The sequence below is a fragment of the Streptomyces sp. NPDC002057 genome, assembly GCF_040296665.1.
Classification (GTDB): Bacteria; Actinomycetota; Actinomycetes; order Streptomycetales; family Streptomycetaceae; genus Streptomyces.
This window is the reverse complement of record NZ_JBEOXR010000010.1, coordinates 122,189-139,627: the sequence shown is the minus strand read 5'-3', so window position 1 is coordinate 139,627 and position 17,439 is coordinate 122,189. Positions and strand designations below refer to the sequence as shown.

Annotated in this window: 14 protein-coding genes; 8 read left to right on the top strand and 6 right to left on the bottom strand. The window is 72.8% G+C overall.

What is annotated here, in order from left to right; genetic code table 11:
• Nucleotides 1-106: 106 nt before the first annotated feature.
• The gene (locus ABT129_RS11520; protein ID WP_351899635.1) at nt 107-508 is read right to left on the bottom strand and encodes an SCO4983 family protein; all 402 of its coding nucleotides are present in this window, start codon (nt 506-508) and stop codon (nt 107-109) included.
• 77 nt (nt 509-585) lie between these two features.
• Entirely contained in the window at nt 586-1,797 is a 1,212-nt protein-coding gene (locus tag ABT129_RS11515) for a pyridoxal phosphate-dependent aminotransferase (protein ID WP_351899633.1), read from the bottom strand.
• A 199-nt stretch (nt 1,798-1,996) separates the two neighbouring features.
• Here ABT129_RS11515 and mptB point away from each other — a divergent pair, with 199 nt between their 5' ends.
• Entirely contained in the window at nt 1,997-3,433 is a 1,437-nt protein-coding gene (gene mptB, locus ABT129_RS11510) for a polyprenol phosphomannose-dependent alpha 1,6 mannosyltransferase MptB (RefSeq protein WP_351899630.1), read from the top strand.
• Here the strand turns inward: mptB and ABT129_RS11505 are convergent.
• Both ABT129_RS11505 and ABT129_RS11500 read right to left on the bottom strand, forming a co-directional pair.
• Entirely contained in the window at nt 3,401-4,993 is a 1,593-nt protein-coding gene (locus tag ABT129_RS11505; protein WP_351899628.1) for an N-acyl-D-amino-acid deacylase family protein, read from the bottom strand. The two genes, mptB and ABT129_RS11505, sit on opposite strands and share 33 nt — an antisense overlap.
• Nucleotides 4,994-5,168: 175 nt before the next feature.
• On the bottom strand, nt 5,169-6,431 hold the full coding sequence (locus ABT129_RS11500; RefSeq protein WP_351899625.1) for an alanine racemase: 1,263 nt from the start codon (nt 6,429-6,431) through the stop codon (nt 5,169-5,171).
• 169 nt (nt 6,432-6,600) lie between these two features.
• On the opposite strand from ABT129_RS11500, the gene ABT129_RS11495 reads away from it, so the two are divergent.
• The 4 genes from ABT129_RS11495 (at nt 6,601) to ABT129_RS11480 (ending at nt 10,442) form a co-directional block, all read left to right on the top strand.
• On the top strand, nt 6,601-7,644 hold the full coding sequence (locus tag ABT129_RS11495; protein WP_502981726.1) for a sugar kinase: 1,044 nt from the start codon (nt 6,601-6,603) through the stop codon (nt 7,642-7,644).
• Entirely contained in the window at nt 7,641-8,402 is a 762-nt protein-coding gene (locus ABT129_RS11490; protein ID WP_351899620.1) for an IclR family transcriptional regulator, read from the top strand. The genes ABT129_RS11495 and ABT129_RS11490 overlap by 4 nt, the downstream gene beginning before the upstream one ends.
• Nucleotides 8,399-8,809 (top strand): RidA family protein, encoded by a 411-nt coding sequence (locus ABT129_RS11485; protein WP_351899617.1) that lies wholly within the window; start codon nt 8,399-8,401, stop codon nt 8,807-8,809. Before ABT129_RS11490 ends, ABT129_RS11485 begins: the two co-directional genes overlap by 4 nt.
• A gap of 190 nt (nt 8,810-8,999) precedes the next feature.
• The gene (locus tag ABT129_RS11480; protein ID WP_351899614.1) at nt 9,000-10,442 is read left to right on the top strand and encodes a GntP family permease; all 1,443 of its coding nucleotides are present in this window, start codon (nt 9,000-9,002) and stop codon (nt 10,440-10,442) included.
• A 160-nt stretch (nt 10,443-10,602) separates the two neighbouring features.
• Here the strand turns inward: ABT129_RS11480 and ABT129_RS11475 are convergent, their stop codons facing one another.
• Nucleotides 10,603-11,967, bottom strand: a complete 1,365-nt coding sequence (locus tag ABT129_RS11475; protein WP_351899611.1) for a M14 family metallopeptidase — start codon at nt 11,965-11,967, stop codon at nt 10,603-10,605.
• Nucleotides 11,968-12,074: 107 nt separating this feature from the next.
• On the opposite strand from ABT129_RS11475, the gene ABT129_RS11470 reads away from it, so the two are divergent.
• Nucleotides 12,075-13,322 carry a serine/threonine-protein kinase gene (locus tag ABT129_RS11470; protein ID WP_351899609.1) on the top strand — a complete coding sequence of 416 codons (1,248 nt, stop codon included), beginning with the start codon at nt 12,075-12,077 and terminating at the stop codon, nt 13,320-13,322.
• Between the two features lie 195 nt (nt 13,323-13,517).
• Here ABT129_RS11470 and ABT129_RS11465 read toward each other — a convergent pair whose 3' ends face one another.
• Entirely contained in the window at nt 13,518-15,239 is a 1,722-nt protein-coding gene (locus tag ABT129_RS11465; protein WP_351899606.1) for a chitinase, read from the bottom strand.
• Between the two features lie 427 nt (nt 15,240-15,666).
• On the opposite strand from ABT129_RS11465, the gene ABT129_RS11460 reads away from it, so the two are divergent.
• Nucleotides 15,667-16,668, top strand: a complete 1,002-nt coding sequence (locus tag ABT129_RS11460) for a hypothetical protein (protein ID WP_351899603.1) — start codon at nt 15,667-15,669, stop codon at nt 16,666-16,668.
• 60 nt (nt 16,669-16,728) lie between these two features.
• Nucleotides 16,729-17,436 (top strand): Flp pilus assembly protein CpaB, encoded by a 708-nt coding sequence (cpaB, locus tag ABT129_RS11455; protein ID WP_351899601.1) that lies wholly within the window; start codon nt 16,729-16,731, stop codon nt 17,434-17,436.
• Nucleotides 17,437-17,439: the final 3 nt, after the last annotated feature.

The window sequence follows — 17,439 nt, the reverse complement described above, 5'->3', positions numbered from 1 at the left end:
GAGTACCGTATCCCCGGGCCCAGGGGGTGGGGCGCCGAGCCGGTGGGCCCGGCGGCGGGTGGGTGGCGCCCGGTCCGCGCGGTTCGTGCCGCGCGGACCGGGGCCGTCAGGGGGTGCCGGCCGCGGCCAGGGTGGGTTCCCCGGCCAGCGCCGCGGTGTGCGCGTCCATCCGCTGGGCGGCGAGGATCGCGGCGGCCGTGTCGGCCCGGGAGGCGGCGACGACCAGGGCGCGGCCCGCGAGGGCGTGGGCCCTGTGGTGCAGGTCCCGCGCGGACGAGCCGCTCAGACCGGCGTGCCGCGCGGGCGGTGCGCCGCGCAGCCGCGCCACCTGCCGGGCGATCCGCTCGCCGGCCTCGGTGTCGCCGAGCTCGTCGGTGACGGCGAGCAGGGCGGAGAGGTGGCCGGCGAGCTGGATGTCCAGCTCTTCCTCGCGGGAGAGGTGCGGGTACGTGTCGTGGGCGTCGTCGGCCGTCCGGTGGACCGACTTGGTGCGGATCGGTTCGTACATGGGACAGCCTCCTGAGTGCTCTGGAGCCATCCTAGCTTAGATTCAGTCTAAAGTTGAGTCCGGTCCGGAGAGATCGCTCAGGGCTGGCTGTAGCCGTCCAGGAAGCGGCCGATCCGGGTCACCGCGTCGGCCAGGTCCGCCGCCGCCGGCAGCGTGACGATCCGGAAGTGATCGGGCTCGTGCCAGTTGAACCCCGTCCCGTGCACCACCATGATCTTCTCGGCCCGCAGCAGGTCGAGGACCATCTGCCGGTCGTCCTTGATCTTGTACACGTTCGGGTCGAGGCGCGGGAACAGGTACAGCGCGCCCTTCGGCTTCACGCACGTCACGCCCGGGATCTGGGTCAGCAGCTCGTACGCCGTGTCCCGCTGCTCCAGGAGCCGCCCGCCCGGCAGCACCAGGTCCTCGATCGACTGCCGGCCCTGGAGCGCGGCGGCCACCGCGTGCTGCGCCGGCATGTTCGCGCAGAGGCGCATGTTCGCGAGGATCGTCAGGCCCTCGATGTACGAGGTCGCGTGGTGCTTCGGGCCGCAGACCGCGAGCCAGCCGGAGCGGAAGCCGGCCACCCGGTAGTTCTTGCTCATCCCGTTGAAGGTGAGGCAGAGGAGGTCCGGGGCGATGGCGGCGGTCGGGGTGTGCGTCGTGCCGTCGTAGAGGATCTTGTCGTAGATCTCGTCCGAGCAGACGACCAGACCGTGACGCCGGGCGATCTCCGTCAGGGAGCGCAGCATCTCGTCGTCGTAGACCGCGCCCGTCGGATTGTTCGGGTTGATGATCACGATCGCCTTGGTGCGGTCGGTGATCTTCCGCTCGATGTCCGCGAGGTCCGGCATCCAGTCCGCCTGCTCGTCGCAGCGGTAGTGCACGGCCGTACCGCCCGCGAGCGAGACCGACGCCGTCCACAGCGGATAGTCCGGAGCCGGCACGAGGACCTCGTCGCCGTCGTCGAGCAGCGCCTGCATCGACATCTGGATCAGCTCCGAGACGCCGTTGCCGAGGTAGATGTCCTCGACGGAGAGCGGGATGCCCTTGGTCTCGTAGTGGCTCATCACCGCGCGGCGGGCCGCGAGCAGCCCCTTCGCGTCGCCGTAGCCGTGCGCCTCGGAGAGGTTGCGCAGCACGTCTTCCAGGATGGCGGGCGGACACTCGAAGCCGAAGGCGGCCGGGTTGCCCGTGTTGAGCTTGAGGATGCGATGACCCGCGGCCTCAAGCCGCATCGCCTCTTCGAGCACCGGACCCCGGATTTCGTAACAGACGTTGGCGAGCTTCGTGGACTGGATCACCTGCATGACGAGAGCTTACGGCCGGGTCGGCCGGGACGCCTCGTGTTTTGGGACACGTCGGACAGGGGGACGGGCCCCCGGCGGGCCCGGCCGCGGAACGCGCCCGCGGTCCCGACCGTGGAATACCCGGGGTCCCGACCGTGGGACACCCGCGTCCCGACCGTGGAATAGGGGTCCCCGGCCCGGCGGGATAGGTTGGCCCGTCATGTGGGATTTCCGTGCTTCCGGATGCCGCCGGCTGGGTGCGGCCGGCTCGCTCGCCGTCGCCGTGGGCGGGTGGGCCGCCGGGACGCTGCCGGTACGCGGCGGCTGGGGCCTGTGGGAGCCGCGCGGCTCCGCGCTCACCGTGGCCGGCGCCCTCCTCGCGTACCTCGGCCTGACCCTGCTCGTCGCCGCCTGGTGGCGGTACGGCGTCCTCCTCGCCCGAGGCGTGCGCGACGGGGTGCTCACCACCCTCGCCTGGTGGACCGCGCCGCTGCTCCTCGCCCCGCCCCTCTACAGCGCCGACGTCTACAGCTACATCGCGCAGGGCGCCATGGTCCTCGAAGGGCACGACGTCTACGGCGGCGGACCCGCCGTCCTGGGCCCCGACGAGCTCGGACGGGACGCGGCCGCCAGCGTCGGCGGCCACTGGACCGACACCCCCGCGCCGTACGGACCGGTCTTCCTCGTCCTCGCCCAGCTGGTCGTCAAGGCGACCGGCGGCGAGATCGTCCCCGCCGTGCTCGGCATGCGGGTCCTCGCGGTCGGCGCGCTCGCGCTGATCGTCTGGGCCGTACGGGGGCTCGGCGGCGGGCCCGGCGGCCGTGACGGGGCGCTCTGGCTGGCCGCCCTCAACCCCCTGCTGCTCATCCACGTCGTCGGCGGCATGCACAACGACGGCCTGATGATCGGCCTCATGCTCGGCGGGGTGCTGCTCGCCGTGCGCGGACGCTGGGTGCTCGGAAGCGTCCTCGTCGGCCTCGCCATGATGGTCAAGTCGCCGGCGGTGGTCGCGCTGCTCTTCATCGGCGTGATGATCGCCCGGCGTGACGGGGGCGCACGGGGGGTGGCCAAGGGCCTCGTGCTGCCCGGCGCCGTCGCGGGCGCGGTGGCCGCGGGGGCGACGGTCCTCGCCGGGACCGGCTTCGGGTGGGTCCGGACGCAGAGCGTCGCCGGGACGATCCACACGGCGCTCTCCGTGAGCAGTGATCTCGGGCTCGGGCTCGGGCTGCTGTTCGGGGACGACCCCGACCCCGTGAAGGGCGTCGTGCAGCAGCTGGGCCTGCTCGTCGCCGTCGTCGTCATCCTCGCGCTGGCATGGCGGGCCTGGCGGGGGCGGCTCGATCCCGTCCTCGGCCTCGGGCTCTCCCTGGTCGCCCTCGTCGCGCTCTCGCCGATGGTGCAGCCCTGGTACCTGCTGTGGGGGACGGCCGTCGTCGCGGCGGCCGCCTGGCGCAGCCGGGCCGGGCAGGTCCTGATGGTGCTGTCGGCGGCGCTGGTGTACGAGACGGCGCCCTCGGGCCGGACGCCCTGGTACGGGTTCGTGGTCGCGGGGGTCGTGGCGGCGCTGGGCCTCTGGTGGATGAGACGCGAGTCCTGGGGCGCGGCGGAGACGGCGCCCGTCGCCCTAGGCGGCGCGGCGGATCGAACGGCCCGCTAGGGCGTCGGTGCGCCGGCCGTCCTCCATGACGAACCGGCCGTCGACCAGGACGTGCGGGATGCCCGTCGGGAGGGCGCGGGGGTTCGCGTACGTCGAGCCCGCCGCCACCGTCTCCGGGTCGAAGAGGACCAGGTCCGCCACGTACCCCTCGCGCACCTCGCCCCGGTCGCGGAGGCGCAGGCGGGCCGCCGGGCGGGAGGTCAGGTGGGCCACGCACTCCTCCAGGGAGAGGACGCCGAGCTCGCGCACGTACCGGCCCAGGTACTGCGGGAACGTGCCGTACGCGCGGGGGTGCGGCTTCGTGCCCTGGAGGATGCCGTCCGAACCGCCCGTGTGCACCCGGTGCCGCATGATCGTCCGGACGTTCTCCTCGTGGCCCACGTGCTGGAGGATCGTCGTGCCGAGCCGGTCCTCCAGGAGGAGCCGGCGGGCCGTGGTCCAGCCGTCCACGCGGCGGCCCACGAACTCCGCGAGGGCCGGCTCCGACACCCCCGAGATCTCGATGGTGTCCCACTCGACCGGCACCCCGTGGCAGCCGTCCGAGCCGATCACCTCCAGGTGGTGGCGGATGCGCTCGGCCGTCTCGTCGTCCCTGAGCCGCGCGAGCACCGCCTCCGGGCCGCCCTCGCCCGCCCAGCTCGGCAGCACGGCGACCAGCGTCGTACAGCCGGGCGTGTAGGGGTACGTGTCGAGGCTGATGTCCGCGCCCGCGTCGAGGGCCCCGTCGAGGAGGGCGAGGAGCTCGGGCGCCCGGCCCTCGTTCACGCCGAAGTTCATGGTGGCGTGGGCGAGGTGGAGGGCGCAGCCCGCGTCGCGGGTGAGCCGCACCATCTCCTCGTACGCCTCGAGGGCTCCCGCCCCGTACGAGCGGTGGTGCGGGCAGTAGTAGCCGCCGTACTCCGCCACGACCCGGCAGAGTTCCGTGAGCTCGGAGTCGGGCGCGTACATCCCCGGGGTGTAGGTCAGCCCGGAGGACATCCCGACCGCGCCCTCCCGCAGGCCGTCCGCGACGAGCCGGCGCATCCGGTTCAGCTCGGCCTCGGTGGCGGGGCGGTCCTCCCACCCCACGGCGTGCATGCGGACCGTGCCCTGCGGGACGAGATAGGCGGCGTTGACGGCGATGCCCCGGCCGTCGTGCCCCCGGTCCAGGCGGTCCAGGTACTCGCCGACCGTGCGCCAGTCGAAGTCGATGTCGTCGCCGTACCCGTTCCAGCCGGTGATCGCCCGCCGGACCTCCGCGAGCGTGCGGTCGTCGACCGGGGCGTACGACAGACCGTCCTGCCCGAGCACTTCGAGCGTCACGCCCTGCGCGGCCTTCGCGCTGTGGTCCGGGTCGCGGAGCAGCGCGAGGTCGCTGTGGGCGTGCATGTCGACGAAGCCGGGGGAGAGGACGAGCCCCCCGGCGTCCACGACGCGCCGGGCGCTCGGGCGCTGACAGCCGGCCGCCGCGCCCTCCTTGACGATCGCCGCGATCCGGCCGCCGTCGACCGCGACGTCGGCGCGGTAGGAGGGGGCGCCGGTGCCGTCGACGACCTCCGCGTCGCGGAAGACGAGGTCCATGGGGGCTCCTTCGGAAGGATCGGGGATCGGGGGATCGGGGGATCGGGGCATCGGGGCGAGGCCGCTGTGACCGGGGCGGCCGGGTGGCTGGGGTGACGGGTGGCCGGGCGACCGGGACGACCCGGGCGATCGGGGCGACCGGGGCGACCGGGGCGACCGGGGCGACCGCGTCGATCTAGAAGAAGGTGCGGATGTAGTCGACCACCGTGCCGTCCGCCTCGACCAGCGGGATCAGCTGCCACTTGTCGAAGGACGTGCACGGGTGGGACAGGCCCGTGCCCAGCCAGTCGCCGACCTCAAGATCGGCGCCCGCCTCCGTCCGCACCCAGGCGTGCTGGTCGGAGAGACCGGTGACGGTGATGCCCTCGGCGGGGCGGATCTCGCCGGTGCGGCCGTCGCGGACCACCTGCGCCTCGGGCAGGTGCAGGTCGTAGGCGGCGTCGCGCTTGCCCGCGTTGGTGAAGGCCTGCTCGGGGGTGGGGCGGGAGACGACCTGCGACCAGAGGCGGAACGCGGGCTCCAGGGCGCCCTCCTCGGGCACCCGGTTGAAGGGGGTCAGCTTCCGGTAGTGGCCGTCGTCGTGCGACACGTACGCCCCGGAGCGCAGCAGCTTCAGCACGGGCCGGGAGAGGGCCGGGAGTTCGGCGAAGACCTCGGCGACCGTGTCGAACCAGGCGCTGCCGCCCGCGCTGACGACGATCTCGTCCGTCTCCGCGAACCGGCTGGCCTTGTCCCACTCGGCGGCGAGCCCCGTGAGGCGGCGCAGCCAGGCCCGTACCCGCTCGCTGTCGGCCCCCGGCACCTCGCCCTCGTACCCGGCGACGCCGACGAGCCGGAGCGTGGTGGTGGCGGCGACCGCGTCGGCGACGGCCGCGCACCCGTCCTCCGTACGGACTCCGGTACGGGCCCCCTCGCCGGCGCCCAGTTCCACGACGACGTCCACGGCGCGGGCCGCTCCGGCGGCGCGCAGGGCCTCGTCCATCAGCTCCACGCCCCGGACCGAGTCGACGTAGCAGACGAAGCGGAAGCCGGGGTCGGCGTCGAGTTCGGCGGCGAGCCAGCGCAGGGCGGCGGTGTCGACGAGTTCGTTGGCGAGGAAGATCCGGGCGATGCCGTGGGCCCGGTAGACGCGGGCCTGGTGGGGCACGGCCGCGGTGATGCCCCAGGCGCCGTGCGCCAGCTGCCGGTCGAACAGCTGGGGGGCCATGGAGGTCTTGCCGTGCGGGGCGAACGCAAGGCCGTGGCGCTCCGCGTACGTCTCCAGGAGGCGGAGGTTGTGCTCGACGGACTCGGCGGAGAGGGCGAGGACGGGGGTGGTGAACCCGCCGGTGAAGAGGTTGCGCCGCTGGGCCGCGAGCTCACCGACGGTCAGGCCCTCGGCGTCCGGGGGCAGGGCCTTGAAGCGGTGGTCGACGCGCTCGTTCGCCAGGTCGGGCATGAGGCCTCCTCATCGAAGCGTTGCGGAGTGTGCAACAGCCATTGCGTATGTCGCTCAATGCTGTCTAGCATCCGGGCCAAGGCCGGGTCAATGGACCCCGCGAGAGTCGCAAGGGAGCGCGAGAGTGGCCGGAGAACCGCCTGTGGATGTCGTGTGCCTCGGCGAGTCCATGGTCACCTTCCTTCCCTCCCGACCGGGTCGCCTCGCCGACGTACCGGCCTTCGAGCGCGCGATCGGCGGCGCCGAGTCCAACGTCGCCTGCGCCCTGGCCGCCGCGGGGCACCGGACCCGCTGGGTCGGCCGGGTCGGCGAGGACGGGTTCGGCGACCACCTCGTCGAGACCATCGGCGGCTACGGCGTCGACGTCACCGCCGTGGACCGCGACCCGCGCCGGCCGACCGGGGTCTACTTCCGCACCGCCGCCGACCGGGCCACCGACGCCCACGAGGTCGTCTACTACCGCGCCGGGTCCGCGGCCTCCGCGATGTCACCCGCGACCGTGCCGTACGAGACCCTCTCCGACGCCCGCGTCCTCCACCTCACCGGCATCACCGCGGCCCTCTCCGACGACTGCCTCGCCCTGATGCGCGCCCTCACGGCACCCAGGGACGACCGCCCCCTCGTCTCCTTCGACGTCAACTGCCGCCCCGGCCTGTGGCGCGACGGCCCCGCCACCGCGGGCCCCGTCCTCCTGGAACTCGCCCGCGGCGCCGACCTCGTCTTCGTCGGCGCCGACGAGGCGGAGCAGGCCTGGGGCCTCACCGGGCCGGCCGCGATCCGCGCGGCGCTCCCCGAGCCGGCGGTCCTCGTGGTGAAGGGGGGCGCGGACGGCGCGACGGTCTACGAACGCACCGGGGCCGGGGGCGGAATGGGTGGCCCTGCCGGTGCCGGTACGAGCGCGCGTACGGACGCCGGTGACGACTCCGTCGTGTACGTGCCCGCCCCCCGCGTCGACGTCGTCGCCGCGGTCGGGGCCGGAGACGCCTTCGCCGCCGGATTCCTCTCCGCCACCCTCCGCGGGCTCGACGCCACCGCCCGCCTCCGGCACGGCCACCTCCTGGCCGCCGCCGCCCTCACCGTCCCCGGCGACCTGGCCACGCCGCCCCGCCGCGCCCACGCCGACCGGCTCGCCGCCCTCGACCCGACCGCCTGGGGCACACTTCAGCTCGGCCCCGGCTGGACGGGGGACGACCAGGAGGGACGTACACCATGAGCCAGACCGTCGACCGGGCGCTCAGCATCCTGCCCTTGCTCGCGCAGGGTCCCGCCGACCTCGGGCAGGTCGCCGACCGACTCGGCGTCCACAAGTCCACCGCCCTCCGGCTGTTGCGCACCCTGCACGAGCACGGCCTCGTCTACCGCCAGCAGGACCAGCGCTACCGCCTCGGCGCCCGGCTCTTCGCCCTCGCCCAGGAAGCGGTCGAGAACCTCGACATCCGCGAGATCGCGCACCCCCACCTCGCCGCGCTCAACGAACGCATCGGGCACACGATCCACCTCGCCGTGCACGAGGAGGGCGAGGTCCTCTACATCGACAAGGTCGAGAGCCGCTACCCGGTCCGCATGTACTCGCGCATCGGCAAGCCCGTCGCGATCACCGTCGCCGCCGTCGCCAAGCTCCTCCTCGCCGACCTGCCCGAGCCCGAGCGCCGCGCCATCGCCGCCAAGCTCGACTACCCCCCGTACACGCCCCGTTCGACCCCGAACGCCGCCGCCTTCCTCAAGGAGCTGGCGACCGTACGCGAACAGGGGTGGGCCACCGACCTCGGCGGCCACGAGGAGTCCATCAACTGCGTCGGCGCCCCGATCCGCGGCGCCGACGGGCGCGTCGTCGCCGCGATGTCGGTCTCGGCGCCCAACGTGGTCGTCACGGCCGAGGAACTCCTCACCCTCCTCCCGCAGGTGCGCCGCACCGCGGACGCCATCAGCCGGGAGTACTCCGGCACCTCCCCGAACAAGGACAGCGCATGACCGAGAAGATCGCCCTCACCCCCGCCACCCACACCACCCCGCCCGCGAAGTTCTCGCACGGCGTGAAGAAGGGCAACATCCTCCAGGTCGCGGGCCAGGTCGGTTTCCTGCCCGCCGTCGAGGGCGAGGCCCCGAAGGTCGCGGGCCCGACCCTGCGCGAGCAGACCCTCCAGACCTTCGCCAACGTCAAGGCGATCCTGGAGGAGGGCGGCGCGAGCTGGGACGACGTGATGATGACGCGCGTCTACCTCACGGACGTGGACCACTTCGCCGAGATGAACGCGATCTACAACCAGTACTTCCAGGAGCAGGGCCTCCAGGCCCCCGCCTCCGCCCGCACCACGGTCTACGTCGGTCTGCCCCAGGGCCTCCTCATCGAGATCGACGCCCTCGCCGTCCTCGGCTGAGCCACCGCCGGCCGCCCCGGCCGACCCGAGCGCGTACGGCTCGAAGCCCCGCGGCCCGCACGACCCGAGCCCACCCGGCCCGAACGGACCTGAACCGATCCACCTGAACCAGCCGCTCCACGGCACGGCGTTCGCCCCCCGAACGCCGTGCCGCGCTCCCCCCTACCCCAAAGCGAGGCCTCCCCCCGCCATGAACCCCGCCGCGCCCCCGCACACCGGTGGACTGCTCCACCTCATACCCGGCACCGCAGGACTGCTCACCGTCGCCGCCCTCGGCATCGCCGTGCTGCTCGTGCTGATCATCAAGATCCGGCTCCAGCCCTTCGTCGCGCTGCTCGCCGTCTCCATCGGCGTCGGCCTCGCCGCCGGCCTCTCCGTCACCGAACTCTTCGGCACCGTCCAGAAGTCCGCCGCCACCTCCGTCATCGAGACCGGCATGGGCGGCATCCTCGGCCACGTCGCGATCATCATCGGCCTGGGCACCATGCTCGGCTCGATCCTGGAGGTCTCCGGCGGCGCCGAGGTCCTGAGCAGCCGCCTCCTCGGCGTCTTCGGCGAGAAGCGGGCCCCGCTCGCCATGGGCCTCACCGGGCTCATCTTCGGCATCCCGGTCTTCTTCGACGTCGGCATCTTCGTCCTCGCACCGCTCGTCTACGCCGCCGCCAAGCGGTCCGGCAAGTCGATCCTGCTCTACGCCATGCCGCTCCTCGCGGGGCTCTCCATGACCCACGCCTTCCTCCCGCCGCACCCCGGCCCCGTCGCCGCCGCGGGCCTGCTGCACGTCTCGCTCGGCTGGGTCATCCTGATGGGCGTCCTCGTCGGCGTCCCCGCCGTCCTCGCCGCCTGGGCGTACGCCGGCTGGATCGGCCGCCGGCTCTTCGTCGCGGTCCCGCAGGACATGGTCGAGGCCGCCGAGGAGGCCAGGTCCAAGGTGGCCGCCGAGCGGGCCGGCGACGCCGAGGCGCCGGTCGCCCTCTCCACGGTGCTCCTCATCATCGGGACGCCGCTGGTGCTCATCCTCGCCGCGACCTTCTCGTCGATCGCGCTCGACGCGTCCACGCTCCGCTCCGTCATCGAGTTCTTCGGGAACCCCTTCGTCGCCCTGACGATCGCGCTCTTCCTGGCGTACTGGCTGCTGGGCATCCGGCGCGGCTGGTCCCGGAAGTCCCTGGAGCAGGTGTCCACCTCCTCCCTCAAGCCGGTCGGCAACATCCTGCTCGTCGTGGGGGCGGGCGGGGTCTTCGGCGCCGTGCTCAAGGTGAGCGGTGTCGCCCAGGCGCTCTCCGACACCTTCCACGACGTCGGTCTCCCCGTCATCGTGCTGGCCTACCTCATCTCCCTGGTGCTGCGGGTCGCCCAGGGCTCGGCGACGGTCGCCATCGTCACCACGGCCGGCATCGTGCTCCCGCTGGTCGAGGGCGGGGACCACTCGCAGGCCTTCCTCGCCCTGGTCATCATGGCGATCTCGGCCGGTTCGATCTTCGCCTCGCACGTCAACGACGGCGGCTTCTGGATCGTCTCGAAGTACTTCGGCATCAGCGAGCGGGACACCCTCAAGTCCTGGACCGTCCTCGAATCGGTGCTCTCGCTGGCCGGTTTCGCGGTGGCGGCCCTGCTGAGTCTCTTCGTCTGAGCCTCTCCGTCCGATCCTCTCCGTGGGAGCCTCTTCGACCGACGTCTCCTCGGCCGGGTCTCCTCGGTCGAGCGGCCGGTCCGTGACGCGCGGGCGCCCCGGCGGTGGTCCGCCGGGGCGCCCTGTCACGGGCGGCGTGCCCAGGGGTGCGTACGGGACGTCAGGCCGCGCAGTACTGCGCCTGCTTGCCGATCGAGCGGTACATGCAGTCCGCGTTCTCCAGGAGCTGCAGGACGGCGTCGCGGTTGCGGCTCGTCTCGCGCTCGATCACCTCGTCGGGCGGGTAGAAGCCGCCGCCCGAGGACGAGGCCGGGTACATCTCGAAGGTGTACCCGAAGATCTTGTGCGCGCCCCACAGGTAGTCGTCGATCGAGCCGTCCGTGATGTACAGGTCGCTGGACTGCTCGGGCGTGTAGCCGTTGCTCGCGGCCATCTTCCCGCCGACGGCGGCGAAGGCGTTCCGGTCGTCGAGCGTCATGCCGGGCGCGGTGTTGGCCGTGGTCCAGCCGAAGGGCCAGAGGACCAGCTCGCTGTACGTGTGGAAGTCGATGGCCGCGGTGATCTGCTGCTTGCCGCCGACCACCCGGGAGCGGACGAAGTCGGCGACGACCTTCACCTCGGGGGCGGACTCGGGGGCCGTGCCGCGGTAGGTCTCGGAGCTCTTGGAGCTGGAGGAGCCGCCGCAGCAGCCCCACTTGTAGTCCCAGTTCCGGTTCATGTCCGTGCCGATGTACGAGGAGCCGGAGTTGGGCTGCCGGTTCTTGCGCCAGCTGCGGTAGGAGCCGCTGGCGATGTCGTACTCGCCGCCGTCCGGGTTGAGGTCCGGCACGATCCAGATCTCGCGCCCGTTCACGGCGTTGGTGACGCGGGAGTCGCTGCCGTACCCCGCGCCGAGTTCGCGCAGCAGGTAGAGCGCCATCTCGACGGTGAGGTGCTCGCGGGCGTGCTGGTGGTGGGTGAAGAGGACCTCGGGCTCGTTCTCGTCGGTGGCGACGTTGTCGCTGATCTTGATGGCGACGATGTCCCGGCCCTGGTACGACTTCCCGATGACCCGCTTGCTCATGATGGACGGGTACTGGGCGAGCCGCTGGTCGATCTCCGCGTTCATCTCGGCGAAGTTGTGGTACCTCGCGTCGGCGGACGGGAAGTCGAGCGCGCCGACGCCGTGGCCGTGTCCGTCCCCCTCGGCCGAGCGGTTCGGCGGGCCGGGGAGGGCGACCGGCTTGTAGCCCAGCGCCTTGAGGTTCCCGAGCTGTTCGGTGTTGGCGCTGACGACGACCGAGCGGGCGTCGACCTCGTCGATCGAGACGCCGGTGGCGGCGAGCGCGGTGCGGGCGGCCGGGGTGGAGGGCCCGGCGACCTCGTACTGCCGGATCACCTCCTCGGCGCCCGAGGCGATGCGGGCGGCGGTCGGCGCCGGGTCGGCCCCGGCGGGTGTGGTGAGGGCGGAGAGGGGCGCCGCGAGGGCGAGCGCCACGAGGGCCGCGAGGGTGGCGGACCTTCTGCCGCGGGTGGGACGTCGCATGTCGTCTCCTGGGTGGGGAGTGTGGGGGTGTGCGACAACTCGTGCGGGTGTCCGGACGTGCGTGGGTGTCCGGCCACATGGTGGAGCTATGTCATGGACCGGTCAAGATGGTGAGTTCGGCCATACTGTCCCGCGTGGGGACCCTCATCGGTAGATACGTCATCGAGCACAAGCTAGGCGAAGGCGGCATGGGCACCGTCTACCTGGCCCGATCGCGCGGCGGGCGTGCCGTCGCCGTCAAAGTGGCCCGGCCGGAACTCGCCGCCGACCCCTCCTTCCGCGCCCGTTTCCGCGCCGAGGTCCAGGCGGCCCGTCAGGTCGGCGGCTTCCACACCGCCCAGGTCGTCGACGCCGACCCCGACGCCGAGGCGCCCTGGCTCGCCACCGCCTACATCCCCGGCCCCACCCTCTCCGCACTCGTCACCGCCGAGGGCCCGATGGGCGAAGGGCGGCTGCGCTCGCTCGGGGCCGCGCTCGCCGAGGCCCTGGAGGCCATCCACGCCTGCGGACTCGTCCACCGCGACCTCAAGCCGGGCAACATCGTCATGGCCCCCGACGGACCCCGCGTCCTCGACTTCGGGATCGCCCGTGCGGTCGAGTCGACCCGGCTCACCGCCACCGGCGCCGCCTTCGGCACCCCCGGCTACCTCGCCCCCGAACAGGCCCTCGGGGAGCAGGTGACGGGCGCCGCCGACGTCTTCGCCCTCGGCGCGGTGCTCGTCGCCGCGGCGGGCGGCCGTCCCTTCGGGGACGGGACGCCGATGGGCCTCATGTACCGGGCGGTGCACGAGGCCCCGGACCTCGCCTCCGTGCCGGAGGCGCTGCGCGGGCTCGTGGGCCGCTGCCTGGCCAAGAACCCGTACGAGCGGCCCACGCCGGAGGAGATCCTGGACGCGCTGGGGGAGGTGCGGGACGCCGAGGGGGAGGTGCGGGACGCGGTGGTGCGGACGCCGCCGACCCCCGTACCGACGCCGACCCCGGTGGACGCGCCTCCCGCGTACCCGGCGCCCTCTGCTCCGGCTCCCGCTCCCACGCCGACGCTGTTCGTGCCGCCGCCGCCCACCGCGCCCCCGCGGCCCGTACCGGAGTTCGTGGCCGCCGACCGGATCTACGGGATCGTCGTGGACGGCGCCGGGGTCTGCCTCCAGCTCCTCGAAGAGGAGGCGGAGTTCACCTGGCCCGAGATCGGAGCCGTACGGTACGAGCGGACCCGGCGCGGCCGGTGGCTGCGCGTCGCCGTCCTCCTGTACGACGGGACCACCTACGACTGCGAGATCGACGGGCGGCGGTCGGCGAGGGTCGACGAGTGGGTCCAGGACCTCGAACGGGTCCTGGCCCGGTTCCTGCCCGGCTGAGACGACCGCCCGAGGCGCCGACTGCCGGGATCGGCCGGGACGACCGGCCGGCGGAACGGCGCAGCGCCGCCGGGGGAGCGGCGGCGCTGCGGTGGGGCTTCCGTGCTGTCGGGGACGGCTCCGGGGCGCGTACTGCGTGCTGCGGACCCCGGACCCCGGACCCCGGACTACGGGGTACTGGTTACGGGTTATGGGTTACGGCAGGTTGTGGACGTGCGGGCCCACCGCGTTCGACCAGGCGTTGCCGGCCGTCGCGTCCCAGTTGGTCGACCAGGTCATCGCGCCGCGCAGCGTCGGCCAGGCCTGGGCCGGCTTGAAGGTGCCGCAGCCCGTGAGCTTGGTCAGGCAGTCGAGCGCGTTCTTCACGATCTGCGGGTCGACGTAGCCGCTGCCCGCGCCCCGCGTGGAGGCGGGGACGCCCAGGCCGACCTGGGACGGCGCGAGACCGCCCTGGATCTGGATGCAGGCGAGCGCGGTGAGGAAGTCCACCGAGCCCTGGCTGTAGACCTTGCCGTCGCAGCCGAGCATGGAACCGCTGTTGTAGTACTGCATGTTGACGACCGTGAGGATGTCCTTCACGGCGAGCGCGGTCTTGAAGTACTCGGTGCCCGTGTTCTGCATGTCGATGGTCTGCGGCGCCATCGTCAGGACCATGGTCGAGCCGGCCTTGGCGGAGAGCTGGCGCAGCGCCTTGGTCAGGTACGTGGAGTTGATGCCGTGTTCGAGGTCGATGTCGATCCCGTTGAAGCCGTACTCCTGCATCAGCGTGTAGGCGCTGTTCGCGAAGGCGGTCGCGGAGGCGTCACTGTTGATCGTGACGTTCCCCTTCTCGCCGCCGACCGAGATGATGACGGACTTGCCGGCCGCCTTCTTGGCCGCGATGTCGGCCTTGAAGTCGGCGACCGAGGCGTAGCCGACGGCCGGGTCGAGGTTGAAGACGATCTGGCCGGGCGTGGCCGTCGAGTCGGCGAACGAGACGGCGATGATGTCGTACTGCGACTGCACGTCCCGCAGCTTCTGGACCGTGGCGCCGTTGTTGAAGTTCTGCCAGTAGCCGGTGAGGGCGTGCTTGGGCACGGCCGGGCCGGGGCCCGGGTCGGTCACCTTGGCGGTCCGCGCCGACACGGCGGCGGACTTCGCGGACTCGCCCGCGGAGTTCGTCGCGGCGACCTGGAACTGGTACGCGGTGTCGGCGGTGAGTCCGGAGACGGTCGCCGAGGTGCCGCTGACGACCTGCGGGTTCGCGCCGTCCCGGTACACCTTGTAGCCGGTGGCGCCGGAGACGGCGTTCCAGCTCAGGGCGACGGAGGAGGAGGTGACGGTGCCCGCCGCGAGTCCGGCCGGGGTGGACGGGACGACCGGGTCGGGGTCCTGGCCGCCGCCCCCGTCGGGGCCGAAGACGGAGACGTCGTCGACGGAGTACGGGGTGGTGCCGTACCAGCCGTGGGTGTAGATCTCGACCGAGGTGGTGCTCGCCCCGGTGGTGAAGGTGGTGGTGAGCTGCTTCCAGGAGGCGCTGTCGGGCGTCCAGGTGGAGACGGTGCCGGTGCCGGTCCCGGTGCCGCTCGCGCCGAGGTAGGCGTAGCCGCCCTGCACCCAGGCGCTCAGCGTGTACGTCGAGTTGGGCTTCACGGTCACGGTCTGCACGCACTTGGCGTTGTCGAGTCCGGCCGGAGTGGCTCTGAGGGCGCCCGCGCCGGTGCGGACCGGGGAGGAGACGGCGGCGCCGCTCCCGGCGGAACAGGCCCAGTTGGCGAGGCCGTTCTCGAATCCGGCGTTCTTGGCGACGTTGACGTCGGCGGCCTGGGCGGTGCCGGCTCCGCCGACGAGGACGAGCCCGGAGCCGACGGCGAGCGCGAGGGCCCCGCCGAGCCAGCGGCGTCCGTGCGGGCGGGTGGTGGTGCGGTCCACGTGCATCCTCCGGTGGGGGAGTTGGGGATGTGGAGGTGCCGTACGTCGTCGTACGGAGGGGCTCGTACGGGGGTACGAGGGTGTACGGGGGGTACGGGAGTACGAGGTGTACGGGGAGTGCGGACGGTGGCCACCGTTGTCGGAACAAGCTGGTCCAGACCAATCGCGTTGTCAAGACCTCTGGCAGCGGGGCCTGTTCGCCGGAACGGGCGCCGAGACGGCGGGACGAGGGCAAAGGCCGGGGTGGGATGGGTCGAGGGGCCCAAGCTCCGGGCCCAAAGAAATGCGGAGAGCTTGGCGGATTGTGTGTTCACCACCCCGGGGGACGTGGATAAGGTGCAGAGGCGGCAGCACCCTGGGGTGACGCCGTGAACGCGGTAAGTGATCCGCGGCCCCCGGGATGGCGGTGGCCGGAGGGGACGGGGGGTCCGACGTGCCGACAGCGATCGCGGTCACCAGTGCCGACCTGGTGCTGCCGGCGACCGACCCCGGAACCCCGCACGCCGCCGTCCTGCCGGCCCCCGGGACGCAGTCGCTCGACGCCTCCATCGCCGACATGCAGCAACTCCTCGCCCGCTTCGGGCATGTGGTCGTCGTCTGCCCGACCTCCGCCCCGGCGGCGGTCGAGCAACGGCTCCGCGCGGTCCGCTCCCTCCTCGAAAGCGACCGGATCGCCCTGGTCAGGACCGACCTGCCACCGCTCGGCGCGGCCGTGCTCGCCCGCCAGCTGCGCCAGCTTGCGGGCTGCGACTTCAGCCCCGGCGTCCTCGCCTCGGCCGCCCGCCTCCTCGCCCACTACATCTACGCGGGCGCGGTCCTCGGCTCCGTCTCACGGCTCGACCGCGTCCCCGTCAGCCTCGGCTCCCACCTCAAGGGATGGCTGCCCGGCGCCCACTTCGCCGTCCTCGCCGGACCCACCCCGCAGATCGTCCGCCTCGGCAAGGGCGAGGAGCACCTCGCCGGACCGGAGTTCACCACCGAACTCCTCCTGGCCCGCGGCCAGCTCCAGACCGACTGGCCCACCACCACCCTCGTACCCCGGTGGCGGATCCAGGGCGCCGTCCAGGAGACCGCGCTCCCCGAGGCCTCGCCCGCCTGGTGGGGGACCGGAAAGGTCGTCGAGTTCGCCGCGTACCTCCCGGACCTGCCCGTCCTCTACCAGCTGGTCGCCTCCGTACGGCGCGAGACCTGCCACTGGTGCGCGATGGAACTCATCGGCGACCGCTGCGGCTTCTGCGGCGCCCCGCTGCGCGCCAGTGCGCCCCCGGACCCGGTGGCCCGCGCCCTGGCCTCCAGCGAACGCGCCCACGCGGCGAACACCGGAGCCCACGGGACGGACCCCCGCGCGCTCGGACCCGGCGCCCCGCCCCACACGGCCCGCGCGCTCGACTCCGGTGCCCATCCGGGCGCCCCCACCGTCCGCGCCCTGCCGTGACCCGCGGCCCGCACCACCCCCGTCCGCCCAGACCACGTCTCCGATCGAGGTAGTACGGCCATGAACTCCCGCCAGCGCCGCGGCGTCATCCTGCTGCTGCTGTCCGTCCTGTGCGCCCTCGGCGCGTTCGCCGGTGTGCTCGCCGTCATCAGCGACGTGAACTCCAAGGTCGGCCCGGAGACCACCGCGTACCGGGTCACGAAGAAGGTGGCCCCCTACACCGTCCTGAGCGAGAGCCAGTTCGAGAAGATCTCGATGCCCGAACGGTGGCTCTCCTCGACGGCCGTCACCGACCTCCGGCAGATCAAGGGCAAGATCGCCGTCACCGAACTCCGCGCCGGCTCCCTCCTGCAGTCCGACATGATCGTCGAACAGCCCGAGCTCCAGCCGGGACAGCAGGAGATCGCCATCATGGTCGACGCCGCCACCGGCGTCGCGGGCAAGATCAACGCCGGTGCCACCGTCAACATCTACGCCACCTTCGCCGGCGAGAAGAAGGGCGAGGCGGCCCAGTCCCGGATGATCGTCGCCGGCGCCCGCGTCCTCGACGTCGGCAAGCTCACCGCGATCCGCGACAGCTCCGACCGCGCCGGACGCACCAACGAGGCCGTCCCCATCTCCTTCGCCCTCTCCACCCTCGACGCCCAGCGCGTCGCGTACGCCGAGTCCTTCGCCGAGCACGTACGCCTCGCCCTCGTCGCCCCCACCACGGGCGGCGCCCCGGCCGACCAGCGCGACCGCACGTACACGCTCGAAGAGGACAAGTGAGGC